The 16,032-nt window shown below is 72.4% G+C and carries 15 protein-coding genes; 7 read left to right on the forward strand and 8 right to left on the reverse strand.

Going from position 1 to position 16,032, the window contains the following annotated elements; translation table 11 throughout:
• Positions 1-79: 79 nt before the first annotated feature.
• From ABD346_RS01400 to ABD346_RS01410, 3 genes are all read left to right on the forward strand, one after another.
• The gene (locus ABD346_RS01400; protein ID WP_344370780.1) at positions 80-742 is read left to right on the forward strand and encodes a response regulator; all 663 of its coding nucleotides are present in this window, start codon (positions 80-82) and stop codon (positions 740-742) included.
• 106 nt (positions 743-848) lie between these two features.
• Positions 849-1,265 (forward strand): pyridoxamine 5'-phosphate oxidase family protein, encoded by a 417-nt coding sequence (locus ABD346_RS01405; RefSeq protein WP_344370782.1) that lies wholly within the window; start codon positions 849-851, stop codon positions 1,263-1,265.
• A 15-nt stretch (positions 1,266-1,280) separates the two neighbouring features.
• Positions 1,281-2,294: a phosphotransferase gene (locus ABD346_RS01410; RefSeq protein ID WP_344370784.1), complete on the forward strand. Its 1,014-nt coding sequence runs from the start codon at positions 1,281-1,283 to the stop codon at positions 2,292-2,294.
• A 13-nt stretch (positions 2,295-2,307) separates the two neighbouring features.
• Here the strand turns inward: ABD346_RS01410 and ABD346_RS01415 are convergent, their stop codons facing one another.
• Positions 2,308-4,023, reverse strand: a complete 1,716-nt coding sequence (locus ABD346_RS01415) for a protein kinase domain-containing protein (protein ID WP_344370785.1) — start codon at positions 4,021-4,023, stop codon at positions 2,308-2,310.
• A gap of 323 nt (positions 4,024-4,346) precedes the next feature.
• On the opposite strand from ABD346_RS01415, the gene ABD346_RS01420 reads away from it, so the two are divergent.
• The 3 genes from ABD346_RS01420 to ABD346_RS01430 all read left to right on the forward strand — a co-directional run bounded on the left by ABD346_RS01420 (position 4,347) and on the right by ABD346_RS01430 (position 7,405).
• Positions 4,347-5,957, forward strand: coding sequence for a protein kinase domain-containing protein (locus ABD346_RS01420; protein ID WP_344370787.1), 1,611 nt, complete (start codon positions 4,347-4,349; stop codon positions 5,955-5,957).
• 199 nt (positions 5,958-6,156) lie between these two features.
• Positions 6,157-6,726 carry a hypothetical protein gene (locus ABD346_RS01425; protein ID WP_344370789.1) on the forward strand — a complete coding sequence of 190 codons (570 nt, stop codon included), beginning with the start codon at positions 6,157-6,159 and terminating at the stop codon, positions 6,724-6,726.
• Between the two features lie 139 nt (positions 6,727-6,865).
• Positions 6,866-7,405 (forward strand): bacterial proteasome activator family protein, encoded by a 540-nt coding sequence (locus ABD346_RS01430; protein ID WP_344370791.1) that lies wholly within the window; start codon positions 6,866-6,868, stop codon positions 7,403-7,405.
• Between the two features lie 88 nt (positions 7,406-7,493).
• Here the strand turns inward: ABD346_RS01430 and ABD346_RS01435 are convergent, their stop codons facing one another.
• From ABD346_RS01435 to pdhA, 7 genes are all read right to left on the reverse strand, one after another.
• Positions 7,494-8,471 carry an NAD(P)H-quinone oxidoreductase gene (locus tag ABD346_RS01435; RefSeq protein ID WP_344370792.1) on the reverse strand — a complete coding sequence of 326 codons (978 nt, stop codon included), beginning with the start codon at positions 8,469-8,471 and terminating at the stop codon, positions 7,494-7,496.
• Between the two features lie 10 nt (positions 8,472-8,481).
• Positions 8,482-9,561: a potassium channel family protein gene (locus ABD346_RS01440; protein WP_344370794.1), complete on the reverse strand. Its 1,080-nt coding sequence runs from the start codon at positions 9,559-9,561 to the stop codon at positions 8,482-8,484.
• 49 nt (positions 9,562-9,610) lie between these two features.
• On the reverse strand, positions 9,611-10,963 hold the full coding sequence (locus tag ABD346_RS01445; RefSeq protein ID WP_344370796.1) for a molybdopterin molybdotransferase MoeA: 1,353 nt from the start codon (positions 10,961-10,963) through the stop codon (positions 9,611-9,613).
• Entirely contained in the window at positions 10,960-11,868 is a 909-nt protein-coding gene (locus tag ABD346_RS01450; RefSeq protein ID WP_344370798.1) for an NTP transferase domain-containing protein, read from the reverse strand. The genes ABD346_RS01445 and ABD346_RS01450 overlap by 4 nt, the downstream gene beginning before the upstream one ends.
• A 69-nt stretch (positions 11,869-11,937) precedes the next feature.
• Complete coding sequence (locus ABD346_RS01455; protein WP_344370800.1) at positions 11,938-13,230, reverse strand: dihydrolipoamide acetyltransferase family protein; 1,293 nt, start codon at positions 13,228-13,230, stop codon at positions 11,938-11,940.
• Complete coding sequence (locus ABD346_RS01460) at positions 13,230-14,237, reverse strand: alpha-ketoacid dehydrogenase subunit beta (protein ID WP_344370802.1); 1,008 nt, start codon at positions 14,235-14,237, stop codon at positions 13,230-13,232. Before ABD346_RS01460 ends, ABD346_RS01455 begins: the two co-directional genes overlap by 1 nt.
• On the reverse strand, positions 14,237-15,361 hold the full coding sequence (pdhA, locus tag ABD346_RS01465; protein ID WP_344370804.1) for a pyruvate dehydrogenase (acetyl-transferring) E1 component subunit alpha: 1,125 nt from the start codon (positions 15,359-15,361) through the stop codon (positions 14,237-14,239). The genes ABD346_RS01460 and pdhA overlap by 1 nt, the downstream gene beginning before the upstream one ends.
• Positions 15,362-15,542: 181 nt before the next feature.
• Between pdhA and ABD346_RS01470 the strand changes: the two genes are divergently transcribed.
• Complete coding sequence (locus ABD346_RS01470) at positions 15,543-16,031, forward strand: Lrp/AsnC family transcriptional regulator (protein WP_344370806.1); 489 nt, start codon at positions 15,543-15,545, stop codon at positions 16,029-16,031.
• The last annotated feature ends 1 nt before the right edge of the window (position 16,032 follow it).

The raw sequence follows: 16,032 nt of genomic DNA on the forward strand, positions 1-16,032 counted from the left end.
TCCCGGTCACGCGTGTTCGGGAAGGGGTCACTTATGGCACTCCCCGGCGTCCTTCGGATGAATGTGTGAGACTGATTCCGTGCGCGAAACAGGCAAAATCACCGTATTCCTGCTCGATGACCACGAGGTGGTCCGTCGCGGCGTCCACGAGATGCTTTCCGTCGAGGACGACATCGAAGTGGTCGGCGAGGCCGGCACCGCCGCCGACGCCCTGGTCAGGATTCCCGCCACCCGCCCCGACGTCGCCGTGCTCGACGTCCGCCTCCCGGACGGCAGCGGAGTCGAGGTCTGCCGCGAGATCCGTTCGCAGAACGAGGACATCAAATGCCTGATGCTCACCTCGTTCGCGGACGACGAGGCCCTCTTCGACGCGATCATGGCCGGGGCTTCCGGATACGTCCTCAAGGCGATCCGCGGCAGTGAACTCCTGACGGCCGTACGTGATGTGGCGGCCGGCAAGTCGCTGCTCGACCCCGTGGCCACCGCCCGCGTCCTGGAGCGGCTGCGCGACGGCGGCAAGAGCAAGGGCGACGACCGCCTGGCCAACCTCACCGATCAGGAACGCAAGATCCTCGACCTGATCGGCGAGGGCCTCACCAACCGCGTGATCGGCGAGCGCCTGCACCTCGCGGAGAAGACGATCAAGAACTACGTCTCCTCGCTGCTGTCCAAGCTCGGCATGGAGCGCCGCTCCCAGGCCGCCGCGTACGTGGCCCGGATCCAGGCCGAGAAGAACCACTGAGCACCTCTCACCGACGGGGCCCGGGCCGGTCATTCGGGACCTAGGGCCCGGATGCGCGGGGCCCCGGGCTCTTTCACCGGCCCCCGCGGGCCGCAAAGGTGGGGGCATGTCCTCCGAGGAAGCCCGCGCCATCGAGCTGCTCGCCCGCGTTCCGTACGGCCGCGTCGCGACCAGCATGCGAGCCCTGCCGTTCGTGGCCCCGGCCCGCCACATCGTGATCGACGGCTGCGTGCTGCTGCGCCTGCATGCGGGGCTCGGCCACCACCACGCCTGTCTGGGCAGCGTGGTCGCGTACGGCGCGGACAACCTCGGCTCGGGCGGGGCCGACGTGTGGTCGGTGCAGTTCACCGGCACCGCCGAGCCCTTCGAGCCGACCGCCGGGGAGCTGGCGCTGTTCGGCGACGACCCCCGCGCGGTCGACGGGGAGCCCTTCGATCCCGTGTACATGCGCATCGAGCCCCAGTTCGTAACCGTCCATTCGCTGGACTACTCCAAAGAGCGACAACTCAAGTACGTGGCGTGATCTAACATCTGAAGAGTGCCGCGCTCATCTGCAACTCCACCCGTGGGCGACCTCCTGCGCCGCTACGAGTCCCCCGGTGAGCCACTCTCCTGCGAACGGGTCGCCCAGGGCCTGCTGAACCGCGGCTACCGGCTCGCCACCACCCGCGGCGACTACTTCCTCAAGCACCACCTGGACGGTGACCACGAGGCCATCGCCCGCCAGCACCGGGCCACCGAACGCCTCCAGGCCCTCGGCGTGCCCGTCGCCCCTCCCGTACCGGACGCCGCCGGCGACACCGTCGCGGTGATCGGCGGCCACTGCTACGCCCTGCACCCCTGGGTGCACGGCCGCCACCGCGACGGCGCCCAGCTCTGCGCCGTGGAGTCCCGCCGGCTCGGGGCGCTGCTCGGGCTCGTGCACACGTGCCTGGCCCAGGTCATGGAGCCCGACGTGCCGCAGGCCGAGCACCTCAGCGCCGACCCCGCGGACACCTTCGCGCTGATCGACGACCTGGTGGCGCGGGCCCGCAGGCACCGGCCCCGGGACGTCTTCGACGAACTCGCCGAACACCGGCTCCTGGAGCGGCGGGTGCTGCTGGGCCAGCACGCCCACCGCCGCCCGGCCGCCCCCGTCACCGGCACCTGGGTGCACGGCGACTTCCATCCGCTGAACCTGCTGTACCGGGGCGAGGGCCGCTCGGCCGAGCCCGCCGCGATCGTCGACTGGGACCGGCTCGGCGTCCAGCCGCGCGCCGAGGAGGCGGTCCGGGCCGCCGCGATCTTCTTCGTACGTCCGTCGGGCGAGCTGGAGCTGGCGAAGGTGCGGGCGTACGCGCGGGCCTACCGGCGGGCCGCCGGGGCGGATGCCGAGGAGCTCGCGGCCGCGGTGCACCGGGTGTGGTGGGAGCGGCTCAACGACTTCTGGATCCTGCGCTGGCGCTACCAGCTGCACGACCGAAGGGCCGACCCGCAGTTTCCTGCGGCGTCGGCCCTGGCGGTCTGGTGGACCCGCGAGTACGAGGCGGTGTGCGAGGCCTTCGCGGGCTGAGCCCCGGCTCCGGTCAGGGGGTCGGCTTGGAGCCGCCGGGGCCGCTGGAGGTGCCCGTGTTCCCGGCGCTGGTGCCGTGGGTGGTGCCCGTGTTCCCGGACGACGTCCCCGTGTTGCCGCTGGAGGTGCCCGTGTTCCCGGAGCTCGTGCCGTCGGTGGTGCCCGTGTTCCCGGACGACGTCCCCGTGTTGCCGCTGGAAGTGCCCGTGTTCCCGGAGCTCGTGCCCTCGTTGCCGGACGTCGTGCCCTGCGTGTCCGTGCCCTCGCTCGTGCCCGACGTCGTGCCCTGGCTGGTGCCCGGCGAGGACGAGGAGTGCGACTTGCTCGGCGTCGGCGAGGAGGAGCGCGAGCGGTGCGTCGAGGGCGACTCGCCGTTGCCGTTCGAGCTGCTGCCGTACGACTGGCCCTGGCTGGTGCCCGGGGTGTCCTGCGTCGACGGGGTGTCCGACTGGGAGACCGACGGCGACGTCTTCGGCGTCGGCGAGTTGCTGCTCCCGCCGCCACCGCCGCCGCCCGCGTTGTTCGTGGCCTTCAGCGCGAAGGCGACACCCACCGCGATCGCGACGATCGCGAGCACCACGAACAGCACCATCTTGCCGCCGCGGCCACCACCCTGCTTGTGGCCGCCGTGTGCGTAGCCGTCGTACCCGCCGTCGTCCGGGTTCATCGGCGGCAGGATCGGTCCGCCGAACTGCGAGGTGTCCCCGTGCACGGGGTGGCCCATGGCCGCCGTCGCGCCGGTGGTGCCCATCGCCGGGGTGTGGGCGCCCTCGTGCATCAGCTCGACCGGGCCGGTGTTCCAGGTGCCGGTGTGGCCGCCCTGCGCCTGGAGCATCTGCAGGCCGTACTGGACCAGGCCGCGCATCTCCTCGGCGGACTGGAAACGGTCGTCCGGGTCCTTGGCGAGAGAACGCATGACGAGGCCGTCGAGTTCCGGCGGCGCGACATGGGTCACCTGCGAGGGCGGCACCGGCATGTCCTGGACGTGCTGGTAGACCACGCTCAACGGCGTCTCGCCGATGAACGGGGGCCGCAGCGCGAGGAGTTCGTACAGCAGGCAGCCGGTCGCGTACAGGTCGGAGCGGTGGTCGACGGCCTTGCCGAGCGCCTGCTCGGGCGAGAGGTACTGCGGGGTGCCCATGACCATGCCGGTCTGGGTCATCGTCGACTGGGCGCCGTGCAGCGCCCGCGCGATGCCGAAGTCCATCACCTTGACCGCGCCCGTGTCCGTGATGATCACGTTGGCGGGCTTGATGTCACGGTGCACGATGCCGTGCTGGTGCGAGTACGCGAGCGCTTCGAGGACGCCCGAGACGATGATCAGCGCCTGCTCCGGCGGCGGGGCGTCCGCGTCCACCAGGAGGTCGCGGATGGTGCGGCCCTCGACGAGCTCCATCACGATGTACGGGACGGTCTGGCCGCCCACGAAGTCCTCACCGGAGTCGTACACCGCCACCACCGCGTGGTGGTTGAGTCCGGCCACCGACTGCGCCTCACGCGTGAAGCGCGCCTTGGACACCGGGTCCTCGGCGAGATCGGCGCGGAGCAGCTTCACGGCGACGGTACGGCCCAGGCGCACGTCCTCGGCGGCGAACACCTCCGCCATGCCGCCGCGCCCCAGCCGGTGGGTGAGGCGGTAACGGCCGTCGCCGACGAGTCCGCCGACCCACGACTCGTGGTCCTGCGCATCGGCCATCCCGGCGCCGTTTCCGTCGGGTTCGGGTGCCATCAGTCCTCGCCGTCGTATCTGGCCGCGTCCGCGGTCTTCCTTACGGTCTTCCGTCGTGCTCTTCCGCTGGTTGTGCAGTAGTGCACGCTACAGCGTCAACACGGGGCACCGGTCCGGGATGGACCGGCCATCCAATCGGTTCCGCGTGTACCCATGCAAATCCCGTACGTTTTCCATGCCGGTCCTGTAACGCTTGCGAGACTCTTCCAGTGCGTACGGTCACGGAACGGGCACCCGGCTTGACGTGGGTGACCCCTCGGGCAGACTTGGCCTGAAAAATCGAGGATCAGCACGGGCCACCGCGCCAAGGGGGATGCACAGTCATGAGCCAGGACGGCGCACACGGCCGCTATGCGGGCGGATCCATCGCGGGCGGGCGCTACCAGCTGCGCGACCTCCTCGGCGAGGGCGGCATGGCCTCGGTGTACCTCGCCTACGACTCCGCTCTGGACCGCCAGGTCGCCATCAAGACGCTGCACACCGAACTCGGCCGGGAACAGTCCTTCCGCGAGCGGTTCCGCCGCGAGGCCCAGGCCGTCGCCAAACTCCAGCACACCAACATCGTCTCCGTCTTCGACACCGGCGAGGACGAGCTCGGTGGTGCGCTGATGCCGTACATCGTCATGGAGTACGTGGAGGGCGAGCCGCTCGGCTCGACGCTGCACCGCGACATCCAGCAGTACGGCGCGATGCCCGCCGACAAGGCTCTCAAGGTGACCGCCGACGTGCTGGCCGCCCTGGAGGTCAGCCACGAGATGGGCCTGGTCCACCGGGACATCAAGCCGGGCAACGTCATGATGACCAAGCGCGGCGTCGTCAAGGTCATGGACTTCGGCATCGCCCGCGCCATGCAGTCCGGCGTCACCTCGATGACGCAGACCGGCATGGTCGTCGGCACCCCCCAGTACCTGTCGCCCGAGCAGGCCCTCGGCCGCGGCGTGGACGCCCGCTCCGACCTGTACTCCGTCGGCATCATGCTCTTCCAGCTCCTCACCGGGCGCATCCCCTTCGACGCGGACTCGCCGCTGGCGATCGCGTACGCACACGTCCAGGAGGAGCCGGTCGCGCCCTCCTCGGTGAACCGGTCGATCACCCCGGCCGTGGACGCGCTGGTGGCCCGCGCGCTGAAGAAGAACCCGAACGAGCGCTTCCCGAGCGCCCAGGCCATGCACGACGAGATCCTGCGGATCGCCAACGCGGGCCAGATGGGCGCGGCCCCGGTCATCACCGGCGGCGCCCCGCCCGTCAGCGGCGCGGGTGTCGGCGCGACGGTCTTCCCGCCGCTCGACTCGCAGGCCGCGCCCGGCCTCCAGGGCAATGTGCAGACCCCGTACCAGCCGGGCCCCTACGGTCCGCCGACCCCGGCGCCGACCCCGCAGTCCCAGCCCTCGTACGGGTACCCGCAGCAGGCGCAGCAGCCCGCCCCGATGGCGGCCCAGACGCCGCCGCCGTACACGATCTCCCCGCAGGCCTCCCCGGCTGCCTCCGGCGCATCGAAGCGGAACACCCCGGTGATCGTGGGCGCGATCGCGGTGGCCCTGCTCGCGGTCGGCGGCCTGGTCACCGCGATCGCCATGAACAAGGACGACTCGGGCGGCACCGGCGGCGACGCCAAGGCCAGCAGCTCGTCGGCCGCGGGCCACAAGGGCCCGGAGCGCGACCGCACGATGGACGCCGAGAAGTGCACCTCGCCGCAGACCTCCACGGTGGACCCGGGCAAGGTCCAGGCGCCGGACTTCACCTACAAGGACATCCTGTCGGTGAAGTCCTGCATCCAGGCCGCGGGCTGGAAGGTCAACACCGAGACCGTCGACAACGGCCAGTGGGGGCAGGACGTGGTGATCAGCCAGTTCCCCGCCGCCGGCGTGGACGTGGACAAGAAGAACGCGCAGTTCACGCTGCAGATCTCGTCGGGCAACGCGCCCGCGCAGTAACCGCGCGCCGTTCGTTCGGACAAGGCCCGGCACCCCTGGTGCCGGGCCTTCGCGCATGTCCGGGGGCGTGCGGCCGACACCGCACGTCCCATTCGGCGCACGGCGGGCAGCTCCCGGGATGCCGCACAACTCGCCCCGTGTGACGCTGATTCGGTCACCCCAGGCGATCCTGCACGTCCCTTCGGGAAGGGGCCCTGTCATGGCTCCAGGGATCCGGTCGCTCGCCGCGGCCGCATCGCTGACGGGGGCGCTGCTCCTGACGCCCCTGCCGTACGCCCTCGCCGCCGCCACTCCGTCACCCGGCCCGTCCCCGACCGCGACTCCCTCCGGCACGGCGCAGGCCTCGCCCCACGGCGAACCCTCGCGTGCCTCACCCCGTACCACCGCCTCCCAGACCGTCTCCGAGGACCAGCACCTGGCGGGCAGCCGGGCGGGCGAAGGCCGGATCCGGCCGGGCCGGGTGGGTCCCGCGTACCACTTCCTGCCGTACGCCCCCGCCATGGCGGACCCCGACGAGGTGGCACCGGCCCAGGTCGGGGCGGCCCCGCAGACCCCGCAGCAGATTCCGCGCTCGGAGCCTCCGGCGCCCCCCTCGCTCACGCCCACCCCCACGACCGGCGGGGTCCTGCCGCCGGCCCGGCACCACCAGCCGCCGCAGGCCGTGTCCACCGATGACGGCCTGCGCGTCCACGTCCTCTCGCTGGGGGCGGGCCTGGCACTGACCGGCCTGGGGCTCGGATTCCTGGCACTGCGGCTCCGGCGGCCGTGAAAGGGGCCCCGGGAAAACGGACGGCTGTTTCACGTGAAACCACGCTCGTCCGGCGGGAATCGTCGCCCGGCGGGCGGTGGATCACCCCTTCCCGGGGGCACAACGTGATGTGAGGCACGTGTGCGAGAGAATGGGCGGCATGGAGATGCCGAGGAACGATAAGTCGCCGGACAGCCCCCACATCCTGGTCGTAGGCCAGGACGGTATGGCCATCGGCGGTGGAGACGACGAGTCCCGCGAGGTCCCGGTGACGGAGATGGTCGAACAGCCGGCAAAGGTCATGCGTATCGGCAGCATGATCAAGCAGCTCCTTGAGGAAGTCCGCGCGGCTCCTCTCGACGAGGCGAGCCGAGTACGCCTCAAGGACATCCACGCCTCCTCCGTGAAGGAGCTGGAAGACGGCCTGGCGCCGGAGCTGGTCGAGGAACTGGAGCGGCTCTCCCTGCCGTTCACCGACGAGGCGATCCCCTCGGAGGCCGAACTCCGCATCGCGCAGGCCCAGTTGGTCGGCTGGCTCGAAGGTCTCTTCCACGGGATCCAGACGGCTCTGTTCGCCCAGCAGATGGCCGCCCGCGCCCAGCTGGAGCAGATGCGCCGCGCGCTGCCGCCCGGCGTCTCGCACGACGACGAGGACGACGACGGCCCGCACGCGGGCGCCCGCTCGGGCCCGTACCTGTAACCGGCCCCTGCCGGGCTCGCAGGCCCGGCGTACGGAGCGGTGAGAGGGGGCGCCTTCCCGGCGCCCCCTCTCCGCGTTCACCCGGCCGTCAGGCCGTCAGCAGTACCTTGCCCACATGGGTGGAGGCTTCGAGCACCCGGTGGCCCTCGGCGGCATCCGACAGCGGCAGCGTCCGGTCCACCACGGGCCGCACCCGGCCGCCGGCGATCAGCGGCCACACGTGCTCGCGCACGGCCGCCACGATCGCCGCCTTCTCGGCGGCGGGCCTGCCCCGCAGCGAGGTCGCGGTGACCGCGGCCCGCTTGGTGAGCAGCGCGCCCAGGTTCAGCTCGCCCTTGGCGCCGCCCTGGAGGCCGATCACCGCGAGCCGCCCGTTGACGGCGAGCGCCCGCACGTTTCGCTCCAGGTACTTGGCGCCCATGATGTCGAGGATGACGTCGGCGCCGACGCCGTCCGTAGCCTTCAACACCTCGTCCACGAAGTCCTGTTCGCGGTAGTCGACGAGAATGTCCGCACCCAGCTCGGCGCAGCGCGCCAGCTTGTCGGGACCACCGGCCGTGACCGCGACCCTGGCGCCGATCGCCTTGCCGAGCTGGATCGCCATCGTGCCGATGCCGCTCGCCCCGCCGTGCACCAGGAGCGTCTCGCCGGGCCGCAGGTGGGACACCATGAACACGTTGGACCACACGGTGCAGACGACCTCGGGCAGGGCGGCTGCCTGGGCCAGGTCCACTCCGTCGGGCACGGGAAGGAGCTGGCCGATCGGCACGGCCACCTTCTCGGCGTATCCGCCGCCGCTCAGCAGGGCGCACACCTCGTCGCCGACGCTCCACCCGGACACCCCGGGCCCCAGCGCGGCGATCCGCCCGGAGCACTCCAGGCCCGGGTACGGGGACGCTCCGGGCGGCGGGTTGTAGAAGCCCTGGCGCTGGAGCACATCGGCACGGTTGACGGCGGCCGCGGCCACCTCGACGAGGACCTCGCCCTCGCTCGGTACGGGATCGGGTACCTCGGCCCAGACCAGCGCCTCGGGACCGCCCGGCTCAGGAATCGTGATCGCATGCATGCGGGCGACGCTACTCCGGCTGACCCTCGACCGCCGTGCCACCGGCTCGTACGATCGTGATGAGCCGGTCGGTGAGCTGGAGCGGGCTCGCCTTGGCGTCGTCGTACGCGAGCAGCCGGTGGCCGCGCAGCACGCTCACCACCAGGTCCTCGGTCTCCCGCACCCCGCGGCCGACCTCGCTCTTCTTCACGGGCCGCTCCACCATGTCGAGCCCGCTGCCCTGCTGGATCAGGTCCTCCATCACCGTGCCCGCGCTCGGGCTGAGCACGGAGAGGCCGAGCAGCCGGCCGGCTGCGCTGGCGCTGGTGATGACGGCGTCGGCGCCGGACTGGCGCAGCAGCGGCGCGTTCTCCTCCTCCCGCACCGCGGCGACGATCTTCGCGCCCCGGTTGAGCTGGCGGGCCGTCAGCGTGACCAGGACCGCGGTGTCGTCGCGCTGGGTGGCGATGACGACCTGGCGGGCCTTTTGCAGTTCGGCGCGCAGCAGCACATCGCTGCGGGTGGCATCGCCGATGACCCCGACGAAGCCCTCCGCGTTGGCGGTCTCGATCACCTTCGCGCTCGGGTCGACGATCACGACCTGGTCCTTCTTCAGGCCCGTCGCGCACAGGGTCTGGATCGCCGACCGGCCCTTCGTCCCGAAGCCCACGATGACGGTGTGCTCTCGCAATTGAGCCTTCCAGCGGTTGAGCCGCCACTCTTCGCGCGTCCGTTCGGTGAGGACTTCGAGAGTGGTTCCGACGAGGATGATCAGGAACAGCACGCGCAGCGGTGTGACCAGCAGGATGTTGATGAGCCGGGCGCTGTCGCTGTAGGGGACGATGTCGCCGTAGCCCGTCGTGGAGAGCGTGACGGTGGCGTAGTAGGCGGCGTCGAGGAAGTCGACCTTGCCATTGGCGTTGTCGTGATAGCCGTCGCGGTCGATCCAGACGATGAGGGTCGTCAGTATCAGCACGGCGAGCGCCATGAGGAGCCGCTTGGCGACCTGGCGCAACGGCCGGTCGACGACCCGGCGGGGCAGCTTCACCGGCCGGGTGATCAGGTTCTCGCCCGCCTGGCGTGCCATCGCGTCATGGCCGGGAAGTTTCACGTGAAACACCCTTCATCCAGGGGGGAGTTGGGGGTGCTGGCACGCTGTTTCACGTGAAACACCCTTCACCCGGGCCTGCTTGAGCCCACGGCAGATCGAGGATCTCCACCTCCTGGCCCGCCCGCGCCCCGCCGGGCGGCACCACCGCGAGGCCGTCGGCGGCGGCGATCCCGCGCAGCATCGCCGGCCCGTTGTAGTGCAGCGGCACGACCCGCTCCGCGCGGTGCACCACCGGCACGAGCCGGGTGTCGTGCGGGTGCCCCTGCACTTCGTTGCGCAGCGGCGCGGTGTACGTCACCGCCCTTGCCCGGTGCGCGAGTTCACGTAGCAGCGGCTCGGCCAGCGTGAGCAGCCCGGACACCGCGGCGAGCGGATTGCCGGGCAGTCCGACCAGGTACTTTCCCACCCCGATCTGCGCAAGGAGCATGGGATGGCCAGGCCGCACGGCGACCCCGTCGACCAGGAGCTCGGCACCGGCCTTGTGCAGCACGGGGTGGACGTGGTCGACGGGTCCGGCCGCCGTGCCGCCCGTCGTGATCACCAGGTCGGCCGAGGATCCGGTGACGGCGGCGAGCAGCGCTCCCGCGTCGTCCTTGAGCCGCCGGGTCCCGATGACCTCGGCGCCGAGCGTGCGCAGCCAGAAGCCGAGCATCGGGCCGAGCGCGTCCCGGATCAGCCCGTCGTGGGGGAGTCCCCGGGTGAGCAGTTCGTCGCCGAGCACCAGGATCTCGACGCGGGGCCGGGGAACGGTGGTGAGTTCGTCGTATCCGGCGGCCGCGGCCAGACCGAGCACGGCAGGGGTGACCAGCGCGGTCGCGGGCAGCAGTACGTCGCCCGAGCGGCACTCCTGGCCGCGCGGGCGGATGTCCTGGCCGTGCAGCACCACGCGGTCGGCCTGGAGCTGGGTGCGGGCCTCGTCGGTGCGGGCGTGCTCGCTGCGGATCACCGCGGTGGCACCGGCGGGGATGCGGGCCCCGGTGGCGATGCGTACGGCTTCGCCGTCGGCGAGGGGACCGGGGGCTGCGTGTCCGGCGAGGACGCCGCCGTCCTGCACCTCCCAGGGTCCGGGCCCGGCGACGGCCCAGCCGTCCATGGCCGAGGTGTCGAAGGACGGCAGGTCGGTGAGCGCGGTGAGCGGCGCGGTGAGGATCTCCCCCAGGGCCTGCTCCAGCGGCACCCGGTGGGAGCGGGCGGGTGCGGCCCGGCCTGCCCGGGCGGCCACGTTGCGGGCATCGGCCCAGGCGGAGGCCCGGTGGCGCGGGGCCGGGCGGGACGCGGTCTCGGCGCTGTCCGGGTCCTGCGGCCGGCTCTCCCCGGCCGGGCCCGGCGCCGGGAGGGCGTCGCGCAGCAGGGCGAGGGCCTCGTCGGATCCGTCGTCCGCCGCCGGGCTGGGGGCGGTCATCCGGCGTCGTTCTTCGGGCCGCCGGCCGCCTCGGCCTCGGCCGCCCAGCGGTTGGCGAGCGCGGCGGCCTTACGGGCCGCGTCCACCACGTCCTTGCCCTCGCCGCCCGCCTTCGCGGCGGCGTAGCCGACCAGGAAGGTGGTGAGCGGGGCGGCGGGCCGGGCGACGCCGTGGGCGGCGTCCCTGGCGAGGTCCAGGAGGACGCCGGTGTCGACGTCCAGCTCGATGCCGAGTTCGTCCTTGACTGCGGTGATCCATTCGTCCAGCACGCCCCCATGGTCCCTGATCCGGGCCCGGGCGGCGGCGAGGTCCTCCCAGGTGTCGCAGTCGAAGGAGGCGAGCGGGTCCGCCGTGATGCGGGCGAGGTCGAGTGCGCGGGTCAGCAGCCGCAGCGGGAGCCCGGCGAGCGAGCCGTGCCCGGTGCCGAGCAGCGCGAGCTCGCGGCGCAGCGGTTCGGCACGGTAGGCGGCGACCAGCGGCTGGTCGCGGCCGTCGGCGTCGGTGCAGAGCACGCCTTCGCGGCCGGTGCGCCGCAGCTCGCCGAGGAGGGCGTCGACGGTCGGCGCGGCCAGGAAGGGCAGATCGGCCGAGAGCACGAGCACGCTCTCGGCCGAGGTGTGGCGCAGCCCGGCGTCCAGAGCCGCGAGCGGTCCGCCGCCGGCCGGTTCCTCCCGCGTCCACTCCACCGGCCGTGCGGTGGGCCGCCGCCCGCCCACCACCACGGTGGTCGCGGCGCCCGCGCACGCGGTGAGCACCCGGTCGAGCAGGGGCCGGCCGCCCACGCTGAGCCCGGGTTTGTCGGCGCCGCCCAGCCGCTTGGCGGCGCCTCCGGCGAGTACCACGGCGTCATACGGTGCGGATCCTGCGGCGTCATGCGCGGGTGCTGCGGCGTCATACGCGGTCATCCCCCGAGTATGAGCCGCCGGACGATCACCGCCACCCCCGCGAACGTCCCGAGTTCGCGGGGCCGTTCGTCACAGCGTGCGCAGCAGCACCGCAGGGTGCTCCACACAGTCCGCGACATAGCGCAGGAAGCCGCCCGCGGTGCCGCCGTCGCACACCCGGTGGTCGAAGGTGAGGGACAGCTGGACCACCTGGCGCACCGCGAGCTCGCCCTCGTACACCCATGGCTTGGGGATGATGCGGCCCACGCCCAGCATCGCCGCCTCGGGGTGGTTGATGATCGGCGTGGAGCCGTCGACGCCGAACACCCCGTAGTTGTTGAGGGTGAAGGTGCCGCCGGTCAGCTGGGCCGGGGTCAGCGTGCCCGTGCGGGCCGCCTCGGTGAGCCGGGCGAGCTCGGCGCCGAGCGAGTCGACGTTGCGGGTGTGGGCATCGCGGACGACCGGGACGACCAGGCCGCGCTCGGTCTGGGCCGCGAAGCCCAGGTGCACCTCGGGCAGCCGCACGATCTCGCGGGCCGCCATGTCGACGGTCGAGTTGAGCTCGGGGAAGCGGGCGAGAGCCGCCGTGCAGATGCGGGCGAGCAGCGCGAGGACGGACGCCTTGGGGCCGCCCGCGGCGTTCATGGCGGCGCGGGCCGCCATCAGCTCGGTGGCGTCGGCATCCACCCAGCAGGTGGCGTCCGGGATTTCGGTACGGCTGCGGCTGAGCTTGTCGGCGACCGCGCCCCGGATGCCCTTCAGAGCGATGCGCTCACCCGCGAGGGCGGGAGCCGGGCCCGCAGGCGCGACGGGCGCGGGAGCCGGCGCCGGTGTCCGCATGGCCGTCTCCACGTCGGCGCGCAGGATCAGCCCCTCGGGCCCGCTGCCTCGCAACTCCCGCAGATCGAGGCCGTGTTCACGGGCCAGCCTGCGCACCAGCGGGGAGATGACCGGCACGGGTCCGGCCGCCTCGACCGGGGCGGGCGGCGCGACCGGGACAGCGGCCGGGGTCATGGGCCGCACACGGGAGCGGCGGCGGGTGGTGGCCGCGGCCGTCCCGTAGCCGACCAGGACGTTGCCGGAGTCCTCCGAGTACGCAGAGGACTCCGCCTCCTCGACGGCGTCCTCCTCCTGCACGGGGCCGACGGCGACGGTCAACAAGGGCGCGCCGACCGGCAGTTCGGTGCCCTCCTCGCCGAAGCGGGCGGTGACCACGCCGCCGTACGGGCAGGGCACCTCGACCATCGCCTTGGCCGTCTCCACCTCGACCACCGGCTGGTCCACGGCCACCACGTCGCCGACCGCGACGAGCCAGCGCACGATCTCCGCCTCGGTGAGCCCCTCGCCGAGGTCGGGCAGCTTGAATTCAAGGACCTTCGGCATCAGTGCTCCGCCTCCCACTGCAGCCGCGCCACCGCGTCAAGCACCCGGTCCACACCGGGCAGATGGTGCTTCTCCAGCATCGGCGGCGGGTAGGGGATGTCGAAGCCGGCGACCCGCAGCACGGGCGCCTCCAGGTGGTGGAAGCAGCGCTCGGTGATGCGCGCGGCCATCTCGCCGCCGGGGCCGCCGAAGCCGGCCGACTCGTGCACGACCACGGCCCGCCCTGTGCGGCGCACCGACGCGCACACCGTCTCGTCGTCGAACGGCACCAGGGAGCGCAGGTCGACGACTTCGAGGTCCCAGCCCTCATCGCGGGCCGCCTCGGCCGCCTCCATGCACACCGGCACGGACGGCCCGTAGGTGATGAGCGTGGCGCTGCGCCCGGAGCGCCGCACGACGGCCTTGCCGATGGGCTCCACGGCTGCCGGGGCCTCGGGCGACCAGTCCGACTTCGACCAGTACAGCCGCTTGGGCTCCAGGAAGACGACCGGGTCGTCGGAGGCGATGGCGGCTCTGAGCAGGCCGTACGCGTCCTCCACGGTGGCCGGGGTGACGACCTGGAGGCCGGGCGTCGCCATGTAGTAGGCCTCGCTGGAATCGCTGTGGTGCTCGACGCCGCCGATGCCGCCGCCGTAGGGCACGCGCACCACGATGGGCATCGCCATGGCGCCGCGGGTGCGGTTGCGCATCTTGGCGACATGGCTGATGAGCTGCTCGAACGCCGGGTAGGCGAAGGCGTCGAACTGCATCTCGACGACCGGACGAAGGCCGTACATCGCCATGCCGACGGCCGTGCCGAGGATGCCGGCCTCGGCGAGCGGGGTGTCGGTGCAGCGGTCCTCGCCGAACTCCTTGGCGAGCCCGTCGGTGACCCGGAAGACGCCGCCCAGGGTACCGACGTCCTCACCGAGGACGTGGACGGTGGGGTCCTCGGCCATGGCGTCGCGCATCGCGCGCTGCAGGGCCTGCGCCATGGTGGCGGGTTTGCGGTCGGTGGCGGTGGCCATCAGTGGGCCTCGGCTTCCAGCTCGGCACGCAACTGGGCCGCCTGCTCGCGCAGTTGGCCGTTCTTCTCGGCGTAGACCTCGGCGAACAGGTCCATGGGGTCCAGGACCGGGTCGGCGTTCATCTGGTCGCGCAGCGCCGCGGCCATGGCCTCGGCGGCCTCGGCGGCGGCACGTATGCCGTCCTCGTCGAGGATGCCGCGGGCGGTCAGCTCGCCCTCCAGGATCCGGATCGGGTCGTGGTCGCGCCAGGCGTCGACCTCGGCGGAGCCCCGGTAGCGCGTCGCGTCGTCGGCGTTGGTGTGCGCCTCCATGCGGTAGGTGACGGCCTCGATCAGGGTGGGCCCGCCGCCGCGCCTGGCCCGGGCGACGGCCTCGGACAGCACCTGGTGCACGGCGGGCGCGTCGTTGCCGTCGACCAGGCGGCCCGGCATTCCGTACCCGACGGCCTTGTGGGCGAGGGAAGGAGCGGCGGTCTGCTTGGCGAGCGGCACGGAGATCGCGAAGCCGTTGTTCTGGACCAGGAAGACCACCGGGGCCTGCCATACGGCCGCGAAGTTCAGGGCCTCGTGGAAGTCGCCCTCGCTGGTGCCGCCGTCGCCGACCAGGGCGAGCGCCACCACGTCGTCGCCCTTGAGGCGGGCCGCGTGGGCGAGGCCCACCGCGTGCGGAAGCTGGGTGGCGAGGGGGGTGCACAGCGGCGCGATGCGGTGCTCGCGCGGGTCGTAGCCGGTGTGCCAGTCGCCGCGGAGCAGCGTCAGGGCCTGTACGGGGTCAAGGCCCCGGGCGACGGCGGCGAGGGTGTCTCGGTAGCTCGGGAAGAGCCAGTCGCGCTCCTCCAGGGCCAGGGCGGCGGCGACCTCGCAGGCCTCCTGGCCGGTCGAGGACGGGTACACGGCGAGGCGGCCCTGCTTGGTGAGGGCGGTGGCCTGCGCGTTGAAGCGGCGGCCGCGCACCAGCTCCGCGTACAGCTTCAGCATCAGCTCGCGGTCGAGCTCGGCTCCGGTCCCCAGGACCCGGCGGGGCTCGGGGTCCGGGAGGAGCGGCGCGGGGTCGGTGCGCGGCCGCCAGGCGGGCGGAGGGGTCGGCCGGTATGCGGCGGCACCGGGGAGCTCTTGGACCGTCATGCCAATGCACCTCCTTGTGGGGAGCGGACATCCGTGGGAGGGGCGTGAGTGTGACGCCCCTCACCTACCGATTGTTCGGTCGTGGACGCATTTTGGCTACAGCCACCTTCAGCCTGTGGACAAACGGTTCTCCACAGCCTGGGATGGGAACAGGTCGTCCACAACAGGAAGGCGGGGGGACATGGCAGCTGAACAAATGGCCACCGGCGAGATCCGGCCGGTGCCGCCGCGCCCGCTGGACGAGATCGATCACGCCATCCTGCGGATCCTGCAGACGGACGGCCGGGCCTCGATACGCTCCGTGGCCGAGCGGGTGCACGTCTCGCGCGCCAACGCCTACGCGCGGATCAACCGGCTCGTCGAGGACAACGTGATCCAGGGCTTCACCGCGCGCGTGGACCACGAGAGGGCGGGCCAGGGCGCGGCCGCGTACATCACGCTCAAGATCGTGCAGAACTCCTGGCGCACGGTCCGCGCGCAGCTCACGGAACTGCCCGGGGCCGCCCACATCGCCCTGGTGAGCGGGGATTTCGACGTCCTGCTCCTGGTGCACACGCCCGACAACAGGGCGCTGCGCGAGCTGGTCCTGACCCGGATCCAGTCCATCCCGGAGGTCCTGTCGACGCGCACCCTGCTGGTGTTCGAGGAGACGGACCTGGACCCGGCGTAGG

The organism is Streptomyces mauvecolor, from assembly GCF_039532965.1.
GTDB classification, from domain to species: domain Bacteria; phylum Actinomycetota; class Actinomycetes; order Streptomycetales; family Streptomycetaceae; genus Streptomyces; species Streptomyces violascens.